Raw genomic sequence first — 23,011 nt, forward strand, 5'->3', positions numbered from 1 at the left:
TTAGCTTTCGGAGGTAAACATGGATCTTAAATTAGCCAACAAAGTAGCTGTCGTTACCGGAGCAAGTAAAGGAATTGGACTCGCTATCGTTCGAAAATTTGTCGAGGAAGGGGCAAGTGTCGTCGCGGTAAGTCGGACTTTAACGGAGGAATTGGCTGATCTTGTTGAAAACAAATCAGTCAAACATCTACCGATTGATGTCAGTATGGAACGCAATACCGTTGAACTTTCTGAAAAACTCGGTGGCGTGTTCGGTAGAGTCGACATTTTAATCAATAGTATCGGGGCAGTTGACAAGAGGAGAGGAGAAGGTTTTTTAGCTACGCCAAATGAGGAATGGGAACAACTTTTTGATTTTTGATTTAAACCTGTTTAGCGTTGTTCGTATTACGCAAGCAGCATTATCGCATATCCTCAAGAACAATGAGGGTGCCATTGTAAATATCTCTTCGGTAAATGCACAAATGCCCGAAATGTTATTGCCCATTTATGGAACAACCAAAGCGGCACTTAATAATTTGACGAAAATGCTGGCTGGCGAGTTTGGGCCTCGTCATATTAGAGTGAACTCGATCTCGCCTGGACCGGTCGTAACACCTTTGTGGCAAGACCCTGAAAACGGAATGGCCAAAACGATCGGTTCAGTTGCAGCGATGGATTCCGAAAAAGTTTTTGAAGAGCTGCCTAAAATGGCTGGTATAACATTGGGAAAATTTGCAGAAGCCGAAGATATTGCGAACCTTGCAGTTTTCCTTGCTTCGGAGCGAGCTTCAATGATTACCGGAGCGGATTATGTTATTGATGGAAATATGATTAAAACGATTTAAACCGAAATGGTTCGATAAAATTAAATTTGAACTTCTAAATTGGGCTCTTTATTTACTGATACCTTAATATGTTTTCTCCTTACTAAAGAGTTTGATAATTCATTTAGGCTAACGTGAAACGATATCTCAATGAAGAAAGCCGAAGGCAGCCGACCAAAATGGCCGGTTGCCTTTTAATTTTTCGGTCGATGATATTTGGAAAACTAATCGGATGCAAATACGACATTATCTAGGAAGCTAGAGCGAAACGGTTTAGTTCGTCAGGAGCTGGAATCGAATTTTGCAAAAATCTAGATCTAAACAAGTTCAGACGCGTACTTTTTTTACTAGTGAAGTAAATGTAAAATATATCTAAAATAGGGATGAACCCAAAATTATTACAGAAAGATCTATAGGCCGAATAGTTATAAATAAATTATAAGGAGGGCTTGATCGTGAATCTTAAGTCCGTTTTCAAAGGAGTAGTATCATCTGTTCTGGTATTTGGTCTCATTGCTGGAACTAGTACTATACCTGCTTTTGCGGAGTCGACTGAAAGTTCGTCGAAAGATAATGCAACTGAGAGTGGCAGTTATTCAGGAACTGAATTTCAGGCCACATACCGATTAAAAAAGAGTAACGGGGCAAAATTAAACTTCTGGATTAAAAATACTGGCAAAGTAAGTGTGAAAATCTCAATTAACGGAGGTCAAAAAAGAACTCTCGCACCCGGGAAGAGTGGCCACATTAGTGCTCCAGTGGGTTCCTTAAGTAGCGATTATAAATTTAAAGCTGTACCAACACCTAATGGTGGTAAAATTAGTATAAGCTTTCGTATTGCTCAAAAAGCTTAAATCTGATGACCTCTGAATTCGTCGGGGGTCATCTTTTTTTATGTCCACTGGTATCGCTCAGAGTTGTAGTAGCTTATGTAACTTGCAGGACGTTCGGTCTAGATGCGCCACCGGCAGAAAACAGGTACTGTGTATTCAAGCCATATAGACAATGAGGAATGAAACAATATTTACCCTTTGTGGATCAACACAAAAAGGACAGGCTGCCTGTCCTTTTTTAATTGTATGAGAGAAACGCGTCATAAATCTACGGTTCGATCAAAAGGTTACAGACCGACTCTCAAGGTGCCCCTCATCTTGACGAATATCAGGCACTCTTTTTGACCGCTCCGCCTGTTCGCGGGACCAATTATTCCCCTATTACGGGTGCTATGCCAGCAGCAACGACCACCAAAACTTCTCGCGCCATGTCTTCCGCCGATCGATATTCCGGATGTCTGCTCCACTCCAGGGCTGATCCAAATATGCCCCAGCTTGCAATCCGGGCGGCAGTCTCCACCGTCTCTCGTGAAACGGATGGTTCCGATTGTTCACTTAACCAGGTGAATAATAGGTCATACAGTTCCTTTTGCATCGCGACCTCAAATAACGGTTCATACTGACGATCAGCTAAAGTCATATACGGACGAGTACAGAAAAGAAAATCAAAAACGATTAAAATAAGCGTTCGCAGGCTCCCTATATCGGATAAAGCAGCGTTAGGCAGCTCATCCTTCAGCTTCTCTAGAAATTTTTCCCGCATCCAGCTCTCAAGAAATGCGAATTTGTCTTCAAAATGCGCATAGAACGTAGAGCGATTTACGGTCGCGTAAGACGTAATATCTTGTACGGTAATAGAAGTGACATTCCTCTTCTGCTCAAGCAATTCCATAAAAGCTTGCATCAATAATTGACGCGTCCGTTTCACACGGGGATCGTTTGTGTTAGTCAGCATGTTATGCTCCACCCTCTCTCTCAGGATAAATTGGTTATCATGCGTTTAGGAAAACTAAAGGCCAACAAATAAGTACGTGTGTTGGATAACCCACAAAAACGGTTTTTTACTGGTTGTATAAGCTAAACCGCTTAGATAAGATTAGCACAGACAGTGTTGCTTTTACTACACTGTTGGGTCAAATCGTTGGTTCAAAGTAAAGGCTTCTTATCCAACATTTGACGTTAGTTTAGCACATAAACCAAGGGAGGACGATGGAGATGGCAAACCATACTGGAAGTAAATACGCAGGCAAGAATGTAGTGATCACAGGAGGCAGCAGCGGGATCGGCCTCGTAACAGCACAGCTGCTGGCGGATGAAGGAGCGCGTGTTCTGATCACTGGTCGTAACCAGGATAAGCTTGACATTGCTCGTGAAAAAATTGGCAGCAACGCGGTCGCAGTGCTGAGCGACGCCGCGTCTTTAACGGATATCGATAAATTGGCTGAACGGGTAAAGGCTGAGTTTGGAACGATCGATGCCTTGTTCATAAACGCCGGCATCACGCACTTTATCCCCTTCGAGTCGGTGACCGAGGAAGTGTACGACGAGTTATTTACAATCAACACCAAAGGCCCGTACTTTACCGTGCAGAGACTGACCCCGTTGCTAAACGCAGGAAGCAGCGTGGTGTTCACCACCTCGATCGCGAACGCAGTGGGTATCCCGATGCTTAATGCTTATGGGGCAAGTAAAGCAGCGCTGCGCTCCATGACGCGCAGTTTGGCCCGTGAGCTGTTGCCGAAGCAGATTCGCGTCAACGCGGTCAGCCCAGGCCCTATCGACACCGGCATCATGGAGAAGTCGATGCCGAAGGAAGCTGCAGAACAGACCAAGGCACAGATGAGTCAGCAGATCCCCATGCTGCGTTTCGGTGACCCCATCGAGGTTGCCAAAGCAGCCGCATTCCTTGCGTTCGACGCGACTTACACAACCGGAGCCGAAATTCCCGTGGACGGAGGCGGCTCTCAGATCTAAGTCCGTGTCCAAGCTCGCAGCTGGATAAACATGTTGTACCTGATCGGAGCATGCCACTAGTTTTTTGGATTGAACAGAGGAAGGAAGAAACCACATGACAACACCATGGACAGAAGACCACATGCCAGATCAGACCGGTCGAGTGGCCATTGTAACCGGATCAAACAGCGGGATTGGTTGGGAAGCGGCGCGGGTGCTAGCCACCAAAGGGGCGACGGTCATTATGGCCTGCCGCAGTATCGCTAACGCCAACATGGCGGCTGACCAGATTAAAACACTTAAGCCGTCGGGCAAGGTCGTAGTCATGAAGCTCGATTTGGGTGATCTGGAGTCCGTCCACGCTTTTGCGGCAGCCTTTCGCCAGCACTATGATCGGCTGGATCTCCTGATCAACAACGCCGGCGTGGCGAAGCCGCCTTACGGGAAGACAGCGCAGGGCTTCGAGCAGCAGTTTGGGATCAATCACCTTGGGCACTTTGCGCTGACCGGTTTGATGCTGGATATGCTCGACGCGACGCCGGGCGCACGCATTGTGACCATAAGCAGTTTGTCGCATCGGTCGGGAGTGATTCGCTTTGATGATCTGAACTGGGAGCGGAATTACCATCCAGCGCGCGCCTACGCTCAGAGCAAGCTGGCGAATCTGCTGTTCACCTATGAGTTGCAGCGCAGGCTTGTTGCAGCAGGCCAATCAACGCTGGCAGTAGCTTCGCATCCGGGCTGGTCAGCGACCAATGCGCTGCGGCATTCCAGCATGATGCGGAGCCTGAATCCGTTTTTCGCGCAGTCTCCGAAAATGGGTGTTTTGCCGACCCTGTTTGCAGCCACTGCGCCAGGCGTTCGAGGTGGAGATTACTACGGGCCAACGAGTCTCGAATTGCGCGGCTACCCCAAGAAGGTCGTCTCGAGTGCGAGCTCGCATGACGAAGCCGTTGCGCGGCGGTTGTGGACGGTTTCCGAGGAGTTGACACAAGTGAAGTATACACTTATGTAAAAACACGATTTGCTATAACAAACGGGAGGGGATATCCAATTGGAGAATCTAGATACGTCAAGCAAAGATGGGAACAATCAGACGTCCAGCCCTGCTACTATGCGGGCGATCCGCCTCCACGACTACGGCGAACCGGCTGATGTACTGCGTATGGAACAGGTCGAGATCCCTTCCCCAGGCCCGGGACGCATTCGTGTAACGGTGCGAGCTTGCGGACTGAATCCGGTTGACTGGGTCTTGTGCAAAGGGTTATATCCTGGTAAGCTGCCCCGCGGTATCGGGCTGGAAGTGTCCGGGATTGTGGAAGCGGTCGGTGAGGGGGTCACCGATGTCGTTATCGGTGACGCCGTCCTGGGCTCCGCCGACTTTGTCGGCGCCCCGAGCGCCGGCGCAGCGGATCGGGCGATCATGGACTATTGGATCCGCATCCCTGCAGGACTCGAGTTCGTGCAAGCTGCGGCGCTTCCAATGGCGGTCACCATTGCATACAACCATCTTAAAGCACTTGGTGTTAAGTCGGGCCACACCCTGCTGGTGCACGGAGCAGGCACAATGATGGGCTTCGCTGCCGTCCAGATTGCCCTCATGGACGGTGCCAACGTGATCGCTACCGCCGGTGACACTTACGCCGACCGGCTCCGTTCGATGGGAGCGGCGGTGACCTCGTACGGTGACGGAATGGTCGAGCGGGTAACCGAGCTCGCCAGACAGCCGGTGGACCTGGTTCTGGACACTGCTCCGGTCAGCGGCATATTGCCCGACCTTATCCGGATCGCCGGTGGTGATCCCCGCCGTGTTCTAACCATCAGCGACTTCGGGGCAGCTGCCAAACTCGGCGTCCGCGCCAGCAGCGGAGAAGACCAGACCTTACGCTATGATGTTCTCAGCGAGTTCGCCCAGTATGCTGCAGACGGCAAGTTCACCGTTCCGGTCGCCCAGACTTTCGCCCTTGAGGACTGGCGTAGAGCACTCGACATCAGCCAGAGCGGACATGCCCGTGGCAAACTGATCCTCCTGCCTGCCGGCAACTGATGTAGAGAAGATCGGGACCACACCTCTGGTTCGGTTTATCGAATTCATGATTGCTGGATATAGTCGATGTGCAAATGTGCTGAAGATGTACGAGTTGGTCTCGTTTGTAACCTGATATCTGCAAGGACCTAGTCTATGTGTAGGATTTGGCCGAGCGTGTGGTAGAGGGGCGGGAAGCTTACTGGCGCCGAGGATTAGGCGAATGATATGGTGAATAATGAACCGGAAGGCCTTATTGGGGCTTTCCGGTTTTTTTGCGGCAAAATAAGCATGTGGGAAGTACCGCAGCCTTATTCAGGATTGTTGCTATAATTGAGAAAATAAGCATGGGTGGGGGACAACTAATGGATCATAAAATTCCTTTGTTTATCGTAACAGGTGCAAGTGGGTCAGGGAAAACATATGTCATTAAGGAGCTACGGAGAATGATGCCTGACTTTGATATTTTTGACCCTGATGATCTCGTTGAATTTCTTGGGCATGATTGGGAGAGAATTCGAAATATTTGGCTTCGGGTTGCACGGAATATCGCTCAAAGTGGACGCATGACTATCATATGCGGAACCATGATGCCTTGGGATATTGAACAATGTGCGGACTATCCTTTTTTTAAGCATGTGTATTACCTGAACCTACATTGTGATGAAGAAACTCGCGAGAAACGTCTACGTGAAAGGAATTGGTCAGAGGAAGAAATCCAAAACCACAAAAATTTTGCTAAACGATTGCTTGAAATTGCTGAGGAGGTCTATGACCCGCCTATGCCTACTATTGATACAACGGATACTGATGTAACCGAAGTTGCTACTCGGATAAAAGAGTGGGTTCTTCAATACGCTTGAAGTAAGTAACGGACAGTTTAGTTATATCTGTTAAGTACCATTTTGTCCCATTTAGAAGTGGTATACAATAGGTTGTACTAGCCCAATCGAGGAGAGTGTGAACCTAATGCTATACGGCAGTACAAAATGTGCAATTGAATATGCCCAACGTGGTGCCATTGATGAGTGGATTCAGTTATTTCTTAGAAATGACGGAGACAATGTTGCATTGGCAGACGGGTTATTGGAGAAGAAGAGATACTATATCGGTCCTGTCGTAACGGATATATCGGAGTTTGGAATTGAAGAGGGAGCTCCATCGTATTTGACTAAGGAGAATGATATAGCATGGTTTTTCCATGTCGTCGATAAAATGAAAATCGCCTATGGTGATTGGGACTTTCCGCCGCTAATCGTCTTTTATTCCGCTGGCAAATATGAAATCGCTGATGGGCGTCACCGCAATGAAGCGTTTCGACAAATGAACATAAAACAAGTACCGGTTATTTTTTGGACCGATACGGAGGAAGATTTTCGTTATATGATCGAGCATACCTTATCTATGGGAATGAACCTTGGATGACTCGCTAACGGAGAACGATAGCTCTATAAGAAAGAAGAGACGGCAGCCGTGAAATGACTGCCGTCTTCTCACAAACGGGCAGCATAACGGAATCGAGTTGGAACACGAAGCTGAATATTTTTTTCTACAAGACAGATATGTTTTGGTTAGGATTGGCATCATTAATACATACACCGGTGAGGAACGCATAAGAGGTACGGGAAATGGAGGGATAACGTGCGGGAGAGCGTAGGAGATGTACATGAAAAGATGAGAGCCGGCCAAAGCAATGAAGCGGACGATATGCTTGTCTGTCGCGCTAGGGAAGGCGATCAAGCAGCTTTTAGTGAACTGGTACGCCGTCACCGAGCCAAAGCCTACGGCTTTGCATATTCGATGTCGCAGGACACTTATTTAGCCGATGATATAGTCCAGGAAGCTTTGGTCGGTGCATTTATACATCTCAGCAGTTTAGTCGAGCCCTCACGTTTCGGGCCGTGGCTGCGACGTATTGTTCGGAACCAGACATACATGCGCCTGCGCCGTGGTGGTCCTTACGGCAAAGAACAGCCTCTTTCTAGTTATAAACCATCTACCAGTGAAAGCAACTGGGGAGACGCAGAAGCCGTGTTGCTTCACCTGACTCGGTCGGTCTCGGTAAGACAGGATCTAAGCCCAGAGGAGCGTCTTGTTCGTGAGGAAATGCTTCGCGGTCTACGGGATATGTTACACTGTCTCAGCCCACGAGAGCGGGGTGTGTTCGAGGCGCACTTTTACCGGCAGCTGAAACCGAAAGAAATCGCCGAATTGTTTGGAATGACCGTCACGAACGTAAACAACCATCTCTCCCGTTCTCGTACCAAACTTCAACGTGAGCACATCCGAGTCCATATTGCCGGATACTTGCAATTCCGTCAAGCTCTTGGAAAGCCCAACAAACGGATTCTGGACGAATTCGGAAAGCGATTTTAACGAAAAGGAGTTTTGTGTCATGGCCAAAGAGGATTGGAAGACAGAACTGCAATGGACGTGGACATCAGCGGGGCGGGCGGCGCATTGGGCAATCGTAAAGAAAAGGGAGATAAGCCTCACCGAATTTATGGGGTACTCGAGTCATGCGTTCCGCATTAACATCAATGGAGACAATGTCGATGTCGCCGGTCCAACCGGTTATGAATGGGAAGACATTTTGCCGAAGGGATTGTTGAATCTAGGATTCCGTTGTAAATGGTTACGAACTCCTAATTTTACACCGCCAACACCAGAGATACTTACCGAAGCACTTGAAATGATCCAGGACAGCATTGATCGGGGAATACCTGCTGTCGGATGGGATTTGCTTATACCGGAGTTCGGGATCATATACGGATATGATGACGGCGAGAGTGTACTTCATGTGAAGGATCCACGGGGGGATGGAAAGCTACCCTATGAAAAGCTTGGTCGAGGGCAGCTTACCGAGATTTTTGTGCTCATCCTCACAGATTCGTTTGATATTAGCAAAGAATTGATGCTTTCCGGAGCACTCGATATGATCATTGACCATGCCCGTAGGCGTCAGCACAAATACGAATTACCGAAATACGAAAACGGTCTAAAAGCTTACGACGCATGGATTCAAGCATTTACAAACCGGACTGTAGATGCCTTCGGTAACTCTTACAACACGTCGGTTGTCTATGATGCGCGTAAGCATGCTTACCGCTTTTTGCGCGGTCTAGCCATGGATTGGAACCGAGCATCCACTTTGGAAAAAGAAGTGCGGGAACGCGCAGAATGTGCGGCTGAACATTACGCGAAAGTTGAACAATCGCTAGCGGCATTAAATGAAATGTTTCCTTTCCCGGACGGAGGAACTCCCAACGATCCCGTTCATGCCGAACGAGCCATTACTCAACTGAATGCGGCAAAAGCAGCCGAAGAGAAGGGCTTGTTGGAGCTTGAGGCTATGCGTGAACTGCTTTCAGCGAAACTAATGGGTTAATTATTGGTAAGCGCACGGTGAAGGCAGTGAGACAAGGAGGAAAAGAGAGTGGAGAATATTATTACTTTAAAACAACTTTCTGACATAGATGAAGCCCTTTTATTAGATCATGAATTTTCCACTCAATTTCCATGGTATAAACAAGGTGAGTATTTCATCAGATGCCTAGAGGAGAATCGTGAAGGTAAACGCATAACTGTAATGGCTTTTTACGGAAACTCATTAGCTGGTTGTTGTCACCTGATCTACAACTCACATTATCCATATTTCATCAGAAATAATATACCTGAAGTAAACGATTTGAATGTATTTCAAGAATTTCGAAGGAAGAAGATAGCAAGCAAATTACTAGATGAGCTTGAAAGAAGAGCCTCGAAAACGTCTAAGTATATTGGGTTGGGTGTTGGACTGTATAAAGATTACGGAAACGCCCAACGAATGTATGGTAAGCGTGGGTATATAATGGATGGAAATGGTGTGACTTATAATAATGTGCAAGTGCAACCTGGAAAATCAGTGATGGTTGATGATGAGTTGCTAATATATTTAGTAAAAGAGTTATAAAACCATAACAGCTAACATTGGGGGTTATTTCTATGCTTATTTCCAAGATGAACCCAGCAGAATTAACTATAGATCAAATTACCAAAGTGGTGTTTGGTGATGGTAAGTACACCGATGACGGAGCTGCGAATGGAGATTGCATATTTGTTTTTGTGGGTCGTATTTATCAAGAGCGGTAAAGGCGGTTGAATTGTTTAAGAATGGTCGAGCCCCTTATATTTTGTTTACTGGCGGGGATAAATTCGGACAAATAAATCCGCCAGAGGCAATTGTCCTGCAGAACGAGGCAAGAAGACTGGGCGTACCTAATGAATCAATTTTAATAGAGACACAGTCTAATCATACGAAAGAAAATATACTGTGTTCACTCACCGTTCTTGATCGAGCAATCGGCTTAGAAAACATCAATCGTTTATTGTTAGTTAGTTCGCCTGGGCACATGCGTAGATGTCTTCTAATGTTAAGAACATTTATGCCTCCATGGTATCAATACGTGTGGTGCCCTGATGATCGAGTTATAGGGCAGGCTAACAACTGGTGGCAGGATGAGCAGGAAGTTATCAGGGTCAGAGCTGAACTGCATAAAGTCATCAACGGTGTGAAAGGGAAATATTTCGTAGACGACGAAGTGGAGTTAGATCGTTGATTATTTTGAAGTCACCTAAACGAGCGAGAATTTCACTAACGTAAACGTTAATGTAACTAAATAAAGGAGCAGTTTGCCACCGGCAGCTGCTTCTTTTATTTATCAAGCTAACGGTAGATTAGATTAGCAATCTGTAAGAAACAATCCGAACTGAAATGTCCTAAACTTAGTCTAAGAAGACACCCCACCTGTGAACAAATTTAAATCTGAAAGGAATGAAAAGCGAAATGGGAAATCTAGTTGTGCATATGTTCATGACCTTGGATGGCGTAGTTCAATCTCCGGGGTCGCCCAATGAAGATCGTGAAGGCGGTTTCGGCTACGGCGGATGGCAGGACCCCTTTCGGGATCCGGTGACAGGACAACGGATCGCGGATGATTATGCGAGCCTCGACGCTATGTTGATCGGACGTAAAACGTACGAAATTTTTGCATCGTACTGGCCGCAGGCACCAGACACCAACCCGTTCACCAAGCTGATGAACGAGAAACCGAAATATGTCGCATCCCGGACATTGACCAGCGTCGATTGGAATAATACACAACTGCTCGACGCGGATGTGACCACAAGCGTGCCTTTGCTGAAGGAGCGTTACGAGGAGGTGCATGTCGTCGGCAGCAGCGACCTGGTCCAGACATTGTTGCGTCACGAGCTGATTGACCGAATGAATATCTGGCAGTTTCCAGTAATACTCGGAGAGGGAAAACGATTCTTCGGCGATGGAACGATACCGACGAATCTGGAATTACTTGAATCCAGAGCGTTCTCCAAAGGGACGGTTCTATTGCGCTACGCGCTTGCGGGAAAACCGTCTTTTGGCAGCATGGCGTGAGATGGTACACAAAGGAGTGAGGTTATGAAATTTCTGCTCACATCTGCAGGCATCAATAATAAAAGCATACAGGACGCGCTGGTTGACATGCTGGGCAAACCCATTGCCGAGTCTAGCGCCCTGTGCATCCCCACCGCGATGTACGGACACCCCTGGGTCGGCCCCGGCGTCAAGGCCTGGCAGTTCATCAGCGGGAATTCCGAGAATCCCATGGTCGAACTGGGCTGGAAGTCCGTCGGCGTGCTGGAGCTCACAGCGCTGCCAAGCATCGCCGAAGACCGCTGGGTGCCGCTGGTCCGGGAGACGGACGTTCTGCTGGTGGCGGGCGGCGACGCCCTCTACCTGTGCCACTGGATGCGGCAATCCGGGCTGGCAGACCTCTTGCCGTCGCTGAACGCAGTCTATGTGGCAATGAGTGCGGGGAGCATGGTGATGGCCCCTAATATTGGGGAAGACTTCGTTGGCTGGACTCCACCCAACGGTGGTGATGAAACGCTGGGACTGGTTGATTTTTCCATGTTTCCGCACCTGGATCACGAGCTGCTGCCGGGAAACACCATGGCTGCTGCTGAGAGATGGGCCGCCGGGATGCAAAGGCCATCGTATGCGATGGATGACCAGACAGCCATCAAAGTGATTGATGGAGCAGTCGAAGTTGTCTCCGAAGGGCATTGGAAGCTGTTTTCACCCTGATATGACTCCGCTGAACATATAATTGGTGGAACCGTAGTGGTATTTATTACAGTGGGTTTAAAGGTGCAGTAATTGAATGTGGATTACTTTATTCAACTAAAGGGCAGGATATCGTAATCGCAACCCACATTAAGCGTATAGTTAATAAGAACAGCAGATCTGCGATATTCGGCGCTATCCAGGTAGCAGTGGGATTGAACCGATTTACAGACATAGCACAATAACAAGTTAAGCCCCATTCGTATGGGGCTCTTTTCTATGCTTAAACGGATTAGCGTTCGCGTCCATCAAGCGTTAATCCTGGGAAAACAGTATAGGATTTTATTACTTCTTTCCCTTTTACCCAAATGCCATCGATTAGATAAACACCTTTCCTATCAAAAACATCAATATCTAGCTGAAGCTTTTCAAAATTAAGCGGGATTGCCTCCATATTGGTGTACTTCACGATTTCCACGCGGAATTTAAACCTGTAGGGATCATCTAGTGTGCCGATAAATTTCGCATCGATAATGCGGTAGTCAATGATCTTGTCTTGGATCTTCGATATGATCGTTTTCGGGTCTACAAAATCACTTTTGAATGTTGACGTTACCAAATCAGCGTAACCGGTTTCTTTAGTGCTATAGTAGTTAAAATACGAATGGAATAAATTATCAATTTCGATGATATTAGTACTGATAAAATTTAAGTCATCGTTCCAAATATCTGGTTTCGAATTAATGATTACGGACTTCGTTTTCGCATTCCATTGGACATCCGACCCCAGTGCCTTCGAAATCGTACTGATGGGAACGAGGACACGCCCGTTTTCATTTTTGGGAGCAACATCCGTTGCAACCTCTTTACCGTCGACGATGATTTTGATTTTACCAGTCGCCGCAAAAATTGTGCCGCACAATAAGATTGAAGCCATAAGAACGGTAAGCCCAACAAGAATTTTATTTTTCAAAATGAAATCCCTCCATTCCTTCTTATACTCTTAAACGTCATATTACCCGAAATTGTTATCTTCATCATTTCAGAGTGCTTCCCCTAACAGCCGGTTTTATTTCGTTTTCGATGGCGGATCTTGTTACGAAACCGAACAACATCCTGCGAGTTATGACTAGACTAATTGCCATCCCCTAAGGGGCTCTTTTTTATTTAATCTTTTTTCTTGACCTTTACATTAATGTGAAGCTTTATAATTAAGCTAACGTTTCCAATCGATGAGGTGATCGTCTTGAAAATCGGAAAGGTAAGAAAAATAACTGGAGTTAGTGCCCGGTCGATTCGTTATTATGAGGAGAAAGGATTGATCAAAACATCTCGTCAAGAAAATAATTATAGAGAATATGACGAAAAGACAATCGAATCCATTAACACAATTCAACTTTATTTAGGATTAGGGCTGACAACTGACCAAATTCGGGACATTATCTTCTGTAGATTTCCTGAGCAACAGGAGCATAAAGATAAAGACGTCTATTGTGAGGAATTGCTGCTTATGTATCAGTCGAAAATGAACGAGATTAACCAACAATTAGCTGCTTTAACCAAAGCGAAGTTCAATTTGGCTGAAAAAATCAATCAGATGGTACAAAAACGGGAGGAGGATAATAAATGACGATATTAGTTGCTGGGGCAACGGGAACCGTAGGACGGCATGTCGTGGACCAACTCCTTCAAAGGGGGCAAAAGGTACGTGCATTGACACGTAATCCGCAGCAAGCCAATCTTCCTCATGGTGTAGAGGTTGTCGCGGGAGATTTAAGTGATCCAAGTACGCTAGTTTCTGCGTTGGTTGGCATCAGCGGCATGCATTTAATTACAACAGGCGCCGAATATGCCCCGTTACAAACAGGACCAGAAATCGTTGAGCTTGCTGAGAAGGCCGGAGTGCGAAGGGTTACAGTTTTGTGGAACGGAGAGAAGGGCCCTTTTGAGAAGGCGGTTGAGTCAAGCAGTCTGGAGTGGACTCAGCTTCAAGCTTTTGAATTTATGGCAAACGCACGGAAATGGGCGAACTCTATACGCTCCGAGGGGGTTGTTCGAGACCTGTTCGGAGGATCACGGATTGCTCCTGTTCATGAAGCCGATATTGGAAGAGTCGCAGCAGTTGCACTAACTGGGGAAGGTCATGCAGGTCAAATATATACATTAACAGGGCCTGAGAGTTTGTCGGTTCAAGATAAAGTTCGGATAATCAGTGAGGTTATTGGACGTGAAATTCAATTTATCGAAAGCTCTGAAGAAGAAGAACGTGAACAGATGAGGAAAATGGGTGTTCAGGAGGATGCAATAGATTACGTGATTCGTTGGCACCTTAATCCGCCTAAATCTGCTTATACCGTTATGTCGACAGTGGAGGAAGTAACAGGACACAAACCGTATACGTTCGCAGAGTGGGTCAAGGAGAATGCAGGATTTTTTATCAATTCGGATAACGCTTGAATCTTTTATTTTATTAGACAGTCGTGTCAGAGCACACATCGTTGGTAGCGATACGTTCAACGATTCGTTCTGAATTGTTAAGCTAACGGTAGACGATAGCTCAATGAATACATTTGAAGGCAGCCGCCACAAAAGCCGGCTGCCTTTTTCTTAAACTAACAGGCAGAATACTATAAATTTTACGTGTGATCCTTATCCTGCTCATTTACAGAACGATTGGGAAAAAGCCATCCTTTATATATTGTGCGAACGGAATATGTCCCCCGGTCAATTCGTTTCCGACCAAAGAGATCCCAGCTTCCTGGATTTCGTCCTCCACATCGAAGAATCCCGAACAGGCTTGGCAGCCGCCCTTCACGATTCCCGATTTCAACACCTGCTTATACAAACCGTTAAATGGATGATCCGCCTTGCTGAGTTCGTTTGGCCACTCCGTTCCGGCTCCATCAAAGAGAACTGCAACCTCAAAGCCCTCTTCGTGCAGCTCCTGCCCGTACAACAAACCATGAACTGCCTTACCGAGATCCTGTTGATTCGCTTGAATGATGATGACAAATTTATTGGAAACTGACATTTTGAATACCTCCAATTTCATTTTTAATAATTGCGTACAAGAGATGGATTTGCAGGGGAAAACTCGTGAAAGTCCCAGATAATCGGCGTGTCATTTTCAATATACAGAACTTCATCGATCTCAAACCGAACCAGCCGCTCTGCCCCCGGATGAAGAGAAATCTGGCATTTATCCCAAATGATATAGGAGCGCCCGGTCAGTTGAAGCGAATGTCCCGCTTGAAAGTCAATAAACAACATACCGGTGTTCGGATTGCTGTAAAGATTGCCAAGCGTATTAAACATGGAATTCCCGAAATAATCCGGAAAAAGAAGGGTACTCTCATCCAACAATTCTACGAACCCAGGATGACCTCCACGATGAGAGGCGTCCATTTTCCCTTCCAAACTTGCGCTGCCAATAAAAAAAGTATCCGCTAGGCGAATCCATTCCTGTTGCTCGGAACTTATCTTGTTGCTGTGTTGTGCATGTCTTTGCGTCCGGCGGAACCCCCCACTCGGTTGGAGCGATCGCTTCTGTATGTATTTGGGGCAATTACCGTATACCTGCTCCGTTGTGACCGTCAATCGTCCGCTCTCATCGATTTCTCCCTTTCCATTTATTCTCATTCGGATTCTTCGGTTGAAATCGATCGCAAGCAATCCGATCTCCGGGTTAGAAAGCAAATTTTTGATGAGGGGATCGCTTGCAGGAGGACAGGACATGATGGTTACCATATTCTCCGATGCAGCGCTGATGAACCCTGGTTCACCGGTTAAAAAGGAAATCCATACCTTCCCGTTCTCACCAACAGTGGAAGCAATGATCATGGATTGTGTCTGGATAAATGCCATTGCACCCTTAAAAATAACAGACCTTATGCTTTTACTGTTCTGTTCCGCGAGAAATTCTTCACCCGCCAGCTTTTGAACGGCCAATTCCCCGGCATGATACACACCAATCACGCATTACACCTCCTTTTTTAACCATCATAAACTTCATATGGGTATTATATATTGATTTATTTAACCTGTAAATATTAAATATGGGTATTAATAAATGACTGCAAAAAAGAGTCCTAGACAATTATGAATCTAGGACTCCTTGGTATCTTTATTCTTATGCCGCTCCAAATAGGCCGTGACTTTCATGCGGTTGCCGCACGTTTTCTGGCTGCACCATCGGCGGGTGCTGTTCCTGCTATTGTCATAAAAATAAAGTACGCATGCCGGGTTCTCGCACTTCTTGATCAGACGAATATCATAATGACAGAATAGATCGACGGCAGCTTCTGCTACGGGAATGAGTAAATCGTTCGGTTTCCGAAGGGCAACCTGCTTCTCGGCTGCAAATCGGTGATCGGTTCTGATCAGTTTTGTGGTGATGACCTGCTCTTGAAGTACCTTGTTGATACATGACATGTCCTCTTCAGAGACTTCGATATTCCGCGTTCTATTCTGGACCATCGTGAGCATACTTTTTCTAAGCGCTATTGCTTCCTCAACCAGCGATTCTCCTTTCCCGTACTCCCATTTCTGTATCACAGCATCGAGTTGTTCTTTCGTGTAGAAATTCATTAGGGATAACCATTCAAGCACGTCTTCCCAGCTACACAGTAATTCTACGGGTTGTCCGCCCACCGCAATTTTCGTATTGATAAAATCCAGTGCTGGATGATTCCCGATAAATTGAAAAGCAGGGGCAATTTTCTTAGGCATCTTACCGAACTCCTTACAAACTTATTCTTTCATCATTATAGTCTTTCTGCTGTTATTCGCCTAGGACGTCGCCATGGCCCGTCGATAAGGTTGAGATCAAGTGAGGGGAAGATAAATAATGCTTGCCTTAGAGTGTACTTTAAGATGTAAGATGAATATATTCCAATTCTTGGATGGAAAGGTGTGAATGAATAATGAAGCAAAGATCGTTAGGTAACAGCGGCTTAAAGGTATCAGCGCTTGGACTCGGTTGTATGGGCATGTCCGACTTTTACAGCGGTCGTGATGAAGAAGAGGCCATTCGGACCATACATAGAGCTATAGAAGTGGGAGTTACTTTTCTGGACACGGCTGATATGTATGGCGTCGGGAAAAACGAAGAGCTAATCGGCAGAGCGGTGAAAGGGCGGCGCAGCGAAGTCATTCTGGCAACGAAATTCGGCAATGTGCGAAGTGAAGATGGTAAATTTCTGGGGATCAACGGCAGACCGGAATATGTAAAAGCAGCTTGTGACGCCAGCCTTCGGCGCCTTGGCTTTGACTATATCGACCTGTACTATCAGCACAGGGTAGACCCAAATACGCCGATCGAAGAGACGGTCGGCGCTATGGCCGAACTGGTGAGTGAGGGCAAAGTCCGCTATATCGGGTTGTCAGAAGCCGCCGCTGCGACTATTCGGCGAGCGCACGCCGTACACCCGATCACGGCGCTGCAGACGGAGTATTCACTCTGGAGCCGCGATGTGGAGGATGAGATTTTGCCGGTTTGTCGCGAACTCGGTATTGGCTTTGTGCCATACAGTCCGCTCGGACGCGGATTTCTTACAGGTCAAATCCAAAAGTTTGAAGACTTGGCGGATGATGATTATCGACGGTTCTCACCCCGGTTTCAAGGTGATAATTTCATTAAAAATTTGGAACTCGTAAGACGAGTAAAAGAAATAGCCGCCGAGAAAGGTGTCATGCCGTCCCAATTAGCTTTATCTTGGCTGTTGGCACAAGGAGACGACATCGTACCGATTCCGGGAACCAAACGCAGGAAGTACCTGGAGGAAAATATCGGTGCTATCTCTGTCGAACTAACTAAAGAGGATTTGGTGCGAATTGACGAAACTGCTCCCAAAGGAGCGGCCTTCGGAACCCGATATCCGGATATGAGAAGCGTAAACTTGTAGCAGGGAATATTTGATAGGAAAGTGTTGATTGAAATAAACTAACGGTGAACGTTAGTTGAATGAAACTTGATGTTGAGCAGGCTGCTGCAGCCTGCTCATTTTATTACGCTAACGGGCAGTATAGTTTATCAAACGATCTCCCAAATAAGTTCGTGGTAAACTATTCAAAGCAGGGTACTTGAGGGAGGATACAACTCACAATGAAAGAGTCTTTAGTTAAACTAGCAGCACGAATTGCAGGCAATTTTCTTCAGGAAGAAGTTAAAACCTCTTATCAGATCGAAGGAAAAGGCATCACAAATCAGGTATGCGTAGTTGAATCAGAGATCAATAAAGTGGTTGTCCGCATGAACGTAAAGGATGAATATCAAAGCTTTATCAAAGAGAAATGGTGTATCGAGCAAGCAGCTGAAGTAGGCGTTCCTGGACCTAAGGTAATGTCCATTGGCATTGTTGATGAGACAGCATATATGATTCAAGGCTTTATTGAGGGAGTCAACGGGGGAGACAGTACTGTACAAAAGTCTATTATTTGGAGAAGACTGGGCGAATATGCCAAGCTTATTGATTCTATTCAAGTGAAGGGATACGGAGAAAATCTGATTGATCCTGTCCACGGAGAGTTTCAGTCACCACCTCATGCTGGATCAGACGGTACATGGCAAGGGTATGTACAGCATAATATAAATAGTTTGACTGAGCATGATCCCTTGATTGAACTTGGAGTAATCAATCAGGCGGAATCACAGAGAATAAAACAACGGTTTGAGGATATAAAGAGTGAACCGTTCCGTTTCGGGTTAATCCATGGTGATATCTCCTTAAAGAATACGATTATCAATCAGGCAAACCAAGTGATCTTGCTGGATTGGAATGCAAAAGTAAGCGTGGTACCACATGCAACTGTTGCTCAATTGATGCATTACCAAATCCTGGGGCTGGATGAAAGCCCAAATGCTGAAGAATTCGAAGCGTTTATAGATGGTTACGGAATAATTGGAGAAGACCTTTCTGGCATAAGGAATTATCTGTTATTACGGGCTTTTGATAACCTTAGGTGGTCTATTGATCAAAGGCCGGATCTAGTCAAACCCTATGCTGCATTCGCGAAACAAGTAGTAGATATTGCGATGGATTAGCAGATTGTGCGGAACACGATAGCTTAATGAAGACATTTTAAGGCAGCCGACCCAAAAGCGGCGCCTTTTTCCTCATCTAACGGGTAGGATAGATCAGTAAAAGGATCGAATAAGTAAAACTATTCCATAATCTACGGGTTTATATATTTCGACTGTATACTTTCAAAACGCTCCAAAGGTAGATTTGGCAACTTAGTAATTGGAGTTGGTAAAATTATCGAGAAAAGAGGAGAAGTATGGCAATCTTAAAGGATGCAGCGTACCCATTTAATGGTTGTGAATTTGAGATTATATTAAAAGAAAAAGAAGAAGAAGGGATAATCAGCACAGTCTTTTTTCGTTTTGGTACCAGCTTTCCAGAATTGAAAGCCGATATTTCTTGTTTACAGAAGGATCTAATTTCTGCTTTTTTAGATATGAAAAATATAGATACAATCACTCCAAAGGTATTTACAACACAAGATCCTGGGCTATCTATATATTACACTCCTGAATCACCAAGAAACGGTATAGATGATGTTCTTTTTAGGCTAATATTTGTATTAGATGCAGGAGAAATAAATCAAAATATAGCTACTGAAACTGGACCGGCATTATGTTTACTAGTTACAAAAAAACAGATTAATAGTTTTGTTCAAGAATATATCAATGAAATGAAATAAGTAGAAGCTGAAAGCATTTTGCAGGTTGTTAGCTGTTTTCATTCAAATATGCTGAAGGATTTAGAAGTTATAATAACAGGGTAAAGATGAACCTGGTCGAAGATCCAAGTGGAGTTGAAATTCTTTATTAAATTCCTATCAGAACCTTTTTATTCTGCCGATAATGAAGGAGCATACATTTTTTCTTCAGGAGGAATCTTCAGTGAAAAAAACAGTCATCTTGCTAACCAGTCTGGCATTAATACTTGCGTCCGCAGGCACTACCTCAGCCAAATCGGGAAACACTCCACCCGGGAAAACAAAAAACGAGGTATCGTCAAAAGCACCTGAAAAAAAGGAATCTCAAATTGAGGTGAAACAGACCCAGGAAGTCGAGTCTCCAGTAACGGTGGTCACTGACGATGGCCAAATTAAGGATTCATCAACATCGGAGACCGAGAATGCAGACAACAACACATCAGAATCTGAGAAGAAGGGTTCCCAAGGATACAAAGGTTTGCTAAATGCTATTCAACATGTGAAAGATAAACCTGCAGGTGCCGTATTGGCTGACATATTGCTTACAACATATGCGACTGAGCTGACGGAAGAACAAAAAAAGGAACTTGAAGTCATCAAAGAACAGGATAAAGCATTGGAAACTGCAGCGAAAATGCTTGAAGAAAATGGTAGCGTGACGGACGCAGTGTATTTGCAGGAAGAAGCCATTAAAGCAAATTTTACAAATTTGGACCTGTACAAAACCATGGCAAAACTTCATGAAAAAGCGGGTGATAAGGATAAAGTAAAGCTATATGTGAATGGAGAAGCTTCTGCCACTGAGCCTTTTCTCAAAAAAGGCAATACGTTTGTTCCTTTTCGCACCATAGCTGAGTCTTTGAATGCGGAAGTAGTATGGAATCCTGAAGAACGCTCCATTATGGTTATGAAGGATGGGGTGAGCATTAAACTGGTGGTCGACAGTAAGACCGCAACAGTTAATGGCACCAACGTCTCTTTGGATGCGCCAGCCACTATTACAAAGGGCAGTACTTATGTGCCAGTGCGTTTTATAAGTGAGGCATTGAGTGCAACCGTCCAATGGGAAGAAGAAAGTAAAACCGTTGTGGTTTATGATGAACCAAAGGATGAACTTTAAGTGAACCGCCTCGTCTCCAAGATGGCCCCGTATTTTGATAAGATTAACGGAACTGCCAAGCCATAAGAAAAGAAGCAAGGGACCATTCGAAATGAAATGGGCCCTTTTTTTACTCTGTTCATTTATTCATCATCATGTCCACACCATACAAAATGTTGTCTCGTTCGTTCAAAGAATGATATCGTTTGGGCGTTTATCATATCAGATAACACGATCCAAATTCATGTTCTCGCTAGTAGATATTCACGATGTATGATGACTAAGAAAGGCGTGATGATAGCAATGAAAAAAATCTATGTGGTCAACAAAACTCATTTGGACATTGGTTTTACCGATTTAGCAGAAAATGTCCTGCACAAGTATTGCCATGATTACATTCAAAACGCGATCACTTTAGCGGAAGACTTAAGAAAAGAGGGCAAAGATTTTGTTTGGACAACAGGCAGCTTTCTTATTGAATATTACTTCAAAAACATGGATGAAGAAGCTTGTCAAAAGCTGGACGACGCCATCAAGAAAGGTTACATACGCTGGCACGCCATCCCGTGTACGTTTCACTCTGAAGCGATGACACCTCAAACGTTACATTACATCATTTCCATCTCCAAGAAGTTAGATGCTCGTTATGGATACACAACAACAAGCGCAAAGATGACGGACGTCCCAGGACATACGATCGGGATTGTTGATGAGTTATATCGTCAAGGAGTAAAATTTCTACACATTGGTGTAAATGGCTCGAGCTCCATTCCAGAAGTTCCAGATACATTTCTATGGAAGCATGGCGAAAGTGAGATCATTGTCTCTTATTCAGACGACTATGGCGGTGTCATCGGAGTGGATTGCATGGATAACAAGCTGGCGTTTATGCATACTCATGATAATAGTGGTCCAGGAACACAAGAGAAAATTAACGCGTATTTGTCAAAAATGGCGAATGAGTATCCGGACTATGAGCTTGAGATGACTTCCATGGATCAGTTTGCCAATGAAATTTGGGAAGTACGTGACCAACTGCCAGTGATTACAGAGGAGATTGGGGACACATGGATTCACGGAACGATGTCTGATCCGAAAATCATTCGGGATTACCGGATTGTAACGAAATACATGTCTAATCACCAAATAGAAAATGATGATGCTAATTTCTATGCGATGTTAGTTCCAGAGCATACTTGGGGAATGGATATCAAACGCTATTTCAGTGACTATATGAATTATGAAAAGAAAGACTTCCAGCGAGCACGCAGTTTAGACCAAATTACCGATGCTGATTTAACCTACGCTTATGGGATTGTTAAAGATGCAACGGTTGGCGAAATGAAATTCACTTATAATGAGTGGACGGATCGTTCGTACACATTTTATGAGTCTTCCTGGAAAGAACAACGCAAGAACATTGATCGTGCAATCGCTTGTTTGGAGCCTGAAGATCAACATCACATTAAACAACGGATCGAAGTCCCCTATCATATCTTTGATAACCAAGGGACTGAATGTGGTTTAGAAGAATTGATTTCGATAAACGGGTATCAAGTGATGTTTACTAGCGATGGTTCTATCAACCATTTAGAGAAGGATGGAATCCTCTACTTTGATCAGGACAACAAACTCGGGGTGCTGAGCTATACCATTGCCGGGCAAAATGACTATGATAACCTGCGTTACAACTATTTGCGTGAATTGCAGCATAATTGGTGGGCCATTGACTTTTTAAAGCCAGGAATGGAGATTCAAAAACGCATTCAATTGAGTGAACATTTCACACCACATGTTATTAAATTAGTTAAGGAAAATGATTCGATCATTGCCACTTTAAAATATAGCCAAAGAGCTGTGGAGGAGTATGGTGCTCCAAGAGTGGTCAAGGTTAAATATCAATTTGGAGATAAAGTAGAGATTGCACTTTTATTACAGGATAAAGATGCCATTCGTTATCCGGAAATTTATTCTTTTGACATGACACCACGCTTGAATTCGCCGTACTTAACGAAGATTCGTAAAATGGATACCGTGATTTCACCTTTTGCAGTGGTAGGTCACGGAAATAAGCTGCAGCACATGATTGAAGAGTTAATTTACGATGGCAGTGATAAAAAAATCAACATTAAACCTATTGATGCCCCTCTGTTGGGAATCGGAACACATAACAATCTAAGTTATAACAACAAATACCATCCAGACAACCATAAATTTACGTTTACACTATTGAACACCACATGGGGAACGAATTTCACGATGTGGTATGAAGAAGATATTTTCGCCCGTTTTGAGTTAGTGCTGGGATAAACGGCGACGGATGGATGGTCAAAAAAGAATGGTATCTCGATCCGCTGGAAGAAAACCCGGATTTAGTACCGTACCGGATTCGCCATCGGGCTTCCCGCATCCTTCGCCAGCGCTAAACAAACAGGGGCCTACGTTTATAATTGGGCGATTGGGCAATCC

Annotated in this window: 27 protein-coding genes; 22 read left to right on the plus strand and 5 right to left on the minus strand. The window is 45.1% G+C overall.

Going from position 1 to position 23,011, the window contains the following annotated elements:
* Positions 1 to 19 precede the first annotated feature (19 nt).
* The 3 genes from ABID47_RS24445 to ABID47_RS24455 all read left to right on the plus strand — a co-directional run bounded on the left by ABID47_RS24445 (position 20) and on the right by ABID47_RS24455 (position 1,660).
* On the plus strand, positions 20 to 361 hold the full coding sequence (locus tag ABID47_RS24445) for an SDR family NAD(P)-dependent oxidoreductase (RefSeq protein ID WP_354500610.1): 342 nt from the start codon (positions 20 to 22) through the stop codon (positions 359 to 361).
* Positions 351 to 827 (plus strand): SDR family NAD(P)-dependent oxidoreductase, encoded by a 477-nt coding sequence (locus ABID47_RS24450; RefSeq protein WP_354500612.1) that lies wholly within the window; start codon positions 351 to 353, stop codon positions 825 to 827. The genes ABID47_RS24445 and ABID47_RS24450 overlap by 11 nt, the downstream gene beginning before the upstream one ends.
* A 434-nt stretch (positions 828 to 1,261) precedes the next feature.
* Entirely contained in the window at positions 1,262 to 1,660 is a 399-nt protein-coding gene (locus tag ABID47_RS24455; protein WP_354500614.1) for a hypothetical protein, read from the plus strand.
* Between the two features lie 349 nt (positions 1,661 to 2,009).
* Here the strand turns inward: ABID47_RS24455 and ABID47_RS24460 are convergent, their stop codons facing one another.
* Positions 2,010 to 2,594: a TetR/AcrR family transcriptional regulator gene (locus tag ABID47_RS24460; protein WP_076176557.1), complete on the minus strand. Its 585-nt coding sequence runs from the start codon at positions 2,592 to 2,594 to the stop codon at positions 2,010 to 2,012.
* 260 nt (positions 2,595 to 2,854) lie between these two features.
* Between ABID47_RS24460 and ABID47_RS24465 the strand changes: the two genes are divergently transcribed.
* The 12 genes from ABID47_RS24465 to ABID47_RS24520 all read left to right on the plus strand — a co-directional run bounded on the left by ABID47_RS24465 (position 2,855) and on the right by ABID47_RS24520 (position 11,742).
* A complete protein-coding gene (locus ABID47_RS24465; RefSeq protein ID WP_354500616.1) occupies positions 2,855 to 3,613 on the plus strand; it encodes a glucose 1-dehydrogenase in 759 nt (252 codons plus the stop codon).
* A gap of 94 nt (positions 3,614 to 3,707) precedes the next feature.
* Positions 3,708 to 4,607: an oxidoreductase gene (locus ABID47_RS24470; RefSeq protein ID WP_354500618.1), complete on the plus strand. Its 900-nt coding sequence runs from the start codon at positions 3,708 to 3,710 to the stop codon at positions 4,605 to 4,607.
* 39 nt (positions 4,608 to 4,646) lie between these two features.
* Positions 4,647 to 5,639 carry an NADP-dependent oxidoreductase gene (locus ABID47_RS24475; RefSeq protein WP_354500620.1) on the plus strand — a complete coding sequence of 331 codons (993 nt, stop codon included), beginning with the start codon at positions 4,647 to 4,649 and terminating at the stop codon, positions 5,637 to 5,639.
* 344 nt (positions 5,640 to 5,983) lie between these two features.
* Positions 5,984 to 6,481, plus strand: a complete 498-nt coding sequence (locus tag ABID47_RS24480; protein ID WP_354500622.1) for an AAA family ATPase — start codon at positions 5,984 to 5,986, stop codon at positions 6,479 to 6,481.
* A gap of 106 nt (positions 6,482 to 6,587) precedes the next feature.
* Entirely contained in the window at positions 6,588 to 7,043 is a 456-nt protein-coding gene (locus tag ABID47_RS24485; protein ID WP_354500624.1) for a ParB N-terminal domain-containing protein, read from the plus strand.
* Positions 7,044 to 7,259: 216 nt separating this feature from the next.
* Positions 7,260 to 7,994 carry an RNA polymerase sigma factor gene (locus tag ABID47_RS24490; RefSeq protein WP_354500626.1) on the plus strand — a complete coding sequence of 245 codons (735 nt, stop codon included), beginning with the start codon at positions 7,260 to 7,262 and terminating at the stop codon, positions 7,992 to 7,994.
* A 19-nt stretch (positions 7,995 to 8,013) separates the two neighbouring features.
* Positions 8,014 to 9,006 (plus strand): hypothetical protein, encoded by a 993-nt coding sequence (locus tag ABID47_RS24495; protein ID WP_354500628.1) that lies wholly within the window; start codon positions 8,014 to 8,016, stop codon positions 9,004 to 9,006.
* 48 nt (positions 9,007 to 9,054) lie between these two features.
* The gene (locus ABID47_RS24500; RefSeq protein ID WP_354500630.1) at positions 9,055 to 9,570 is read left to right on the plus strand and encodes a GNAT family N-acetyltransferase; all 516 of its coding nucleotides are present in this window, start codon (positions 9,055 to 9,057) and stop codon (positions 9,568 to 9,570) included.
* Between the two features lie 32 nt (positions 9,571 to 9,602).
* The gene (locus ABID47_RS24505) at positions 9,603 to 9,749 is read left to right on the plus strand and encodes a hypothetical protein (RefSeq protein WP_354500632.1); all 147 of its coding nucleotides are present in this window, start codon (positions 9,603 to 9,605) and stop codon (positions 9,747 to 9,749) included.
* Between the two features lie 11 nt (positions 9,750 to 9,760).
* Complete coding sequence (locus tag ABID47_RS24510) at positions 9,761 to 10,216, plus strand: YdcF family protein (protein ID WP_354500634.1); 456 nt, start codon at positions 9,761 to 9,763, stop codon at positions 10,214 to 10,216.
* A gap of 227 nt (positions 10,217 to 10,443) precedes the next feature.
* On the plus strand, positions 10,444 to 11,049 hold the full coding sequence (locus ABID47_RS24515; RefSeq protein WP_163880791.1) for a dihydrofolate reductase family protein: 606 nt from the start codon (positions 10,444 to 10,446) through the stop codon (positions 11,047 to 11,049).
* A 24-nt stretch (positions 11,050 to 11,073) separates the two neighbouring features.
* Positions 11,074 to 11,742, plus strand: a complete 669-nt coding sequence (locus ABID47_RS24520; RefSeq protein ID WP_354500636.1) for a Type 1 glutamine amidotransferase-like domain-containing protein — start codon at positions 11,074 to 11,076, stop codon at positions 11,740 to 11,742.
* A 271-nt stretch (positions 11,743 to 12,013) separates the two neighbouring features.
* On the opposite strand, the gene ABID47_RS24525 is transcribed toward ABID47_RS24520, so the two are convergent.
* The gene (locus ABID47_RS24525) at positions 12,014 to 12,694 is read right to left on the minus strand and encodes a copper amine oxidase N-terminal domain-containing protein (RefSeq protein WP_354500638.1); all 681 of its coding nucleotides are present in this window, start codon (positions 12,692 to 12,694) and stop codon (positions 12,014 to 12,016) included.
* Positions 12,695 to 12,958: 264 nt separating this feature from the next.
* On the opposite strand from ABID47_RS24525, the gene ABID47_RS24530 reads away from it, so the two are divergent.
* Both ABID47_RS24530 and ABID47_RS24535 read left to right on the plus strand, forming a co-directional pair.
* Positions 12,959 to 13,351 carry a MerR family transcriptional regulator gene (locus tag ABID47_RS24530; RefSeq protein WP_354500640.1) on the plus strand — a complete coding sequence of 131 codons (393 nt, stop codon included), beginning with the start codon at positions 12,959 to 12,961 and terminating at the stop codon, positions 13,349 to 13,351.
* The gene (locus tag ABID47_RS24535; protein ID WP_354500642.1) at positions 13,348 to 14,178 is read left to right on the plus strand and encodes an SDR family oxidoreductase; all 831 of its coding nucleotides are present in this window, start codon (positions 13,348 to 13,350) and stop codon (positions 14,176 to 14,178) included. The genes ABID47_RS24530 and ABID47_RS24535 overlap by 4 nt, the downstream gene beginning before the upstream one ends.
* Before the next feature lie 205 nt (positions 14,179 to 14,383).
* Here ABID47_RS24535 and ABID47_RS24540 read toward each other — a convergent pair whose 3' ends face one another.
* The 3 genes from ABID47_RS24540 to ABID47_RS24550 form a co-directional block, all read right to left on the minus strand.
* Positions 14,384 to 14,752: a hypothetical protein gene (locus ABID47_RS24540; protein ID WP_076176581.1), complete on the minus strand. Its 369-nt coding sequence runs from the start codon at positions 14,750 to 14,752 to the stop codon at positions 14,384 to 14,386.
* Positions 14,753 to 14,775: 23 nt separating this feature from the next.
* Entirely contained in the window at positions 14,776 to 15,696 is a 921-nt protein-coding gene (locus ABID47_RS24545) for a pyridoxamine 5'-phosphate oxidase family protein (RefSeq protein ID WP_354500644.1), read from the minus strand.
* 129 nt (positions 15,697 to 15,825) lie between these two features.
* The gene (locus ABID47_RS24550; protein ID WP_354500646.1) at positions 15,826 to 16,449 is read right to left on the minus strand and encodes a CGNR zinc finger domain-containing protein; all 624 of its coding nucleotides are present in this window, start codon (positions 16,447 to 16,449) and stop codon (positions 15,826 to 15,828) included.
* A gap of 194 nt (positions 16,450 to 16,643) precedes the next feature.
* Here ABID47_RS24550 and ABID47_RS24555 point away from each other — a divergent pair, with 194 nt between their 5' ends.
* From ABID47_RS24555 to ABID47_RS24575, 5 genes are all read left to right on the plus strand, one after another.
* Positions 16,644 to 17,624 (plus strand): aldo/keto reductase, encoded by a 981-nt coding sequence (locus ABID47_RS24555; RefSeq protein ID WP_354500648.1) that lies wholly within the window; start codon positions 16,644 to 16,646, stop codon positions 17,622 to 17,624.
* Between the two features lie 200 nt (positions 17,625 to 17,824).
* A complete protein-coding gene (locus ABID47_RS24560) occupies positions 17,825 to 18,763 on the plus strand; it encodes a phosphotransferase (protein ID WP_354500650.1) in 939 nt (312 codons plus the stop codon).
* A 236-nt stretch (positions 18,764 to 18,999) separates the two neighbouring features.
* Positions 19,000 to 19,425 carry a hypothetical protein gene (locus ABID47_RS24565; RefSeq protein WP_354500652.1) on the plus strand — a complete coding sequence of 142 codons (426 nt, stop codon included), beginning with the start codon at positions 19,000 to 19,002 and terminating at the stop codon, positions 19,423 to 19,425.
* A 202-nt stretch (positions 19,426 to 19,627) separates the two neighbouring features.
* Positions 19,628 to 20,563 (plus strand): copper amine oxidase N-terminal domain-containing protein, encoded by a 936-nt coding sequence (locus tag ABID47_RS24570; RefSeq protein ID WP_354500654.1) that lies wholly within the window; start codon positions 19,628 to 19,630, stop codon positions 20,561 to 20,563.
* A 252-nt stretch (positions 20,564 to 20,815) separates the two neighbouring features.
* Positions 20,816 to 22,852 carry a DUF5054 domain-containing protein gene (locus ABID47_RS24575; RefSeq protein ID WP_354500656.1) on the plus strand — a complete coding sequence of 679 codons (2,037 nt, stop codon included), beginning with the start codon at positions 20,816 to 20,818 and terminating at the stop codon, positions 22,850 to 22,852.
* Positions 22,853 to 23,011 lie beyond the last annotated feature (159 nt).

The sequence above is a fragment of the Paenibacillus favisporus genome (assembly GCF_040545415.1).
Classification (GTDB): domain Bacteria; phylum Bacillota; class Bacilli; order Paenibacillales; family Paenibacillaceae; genus Paenibacillus_AQ; species Paenibacillus_AQ favisporus.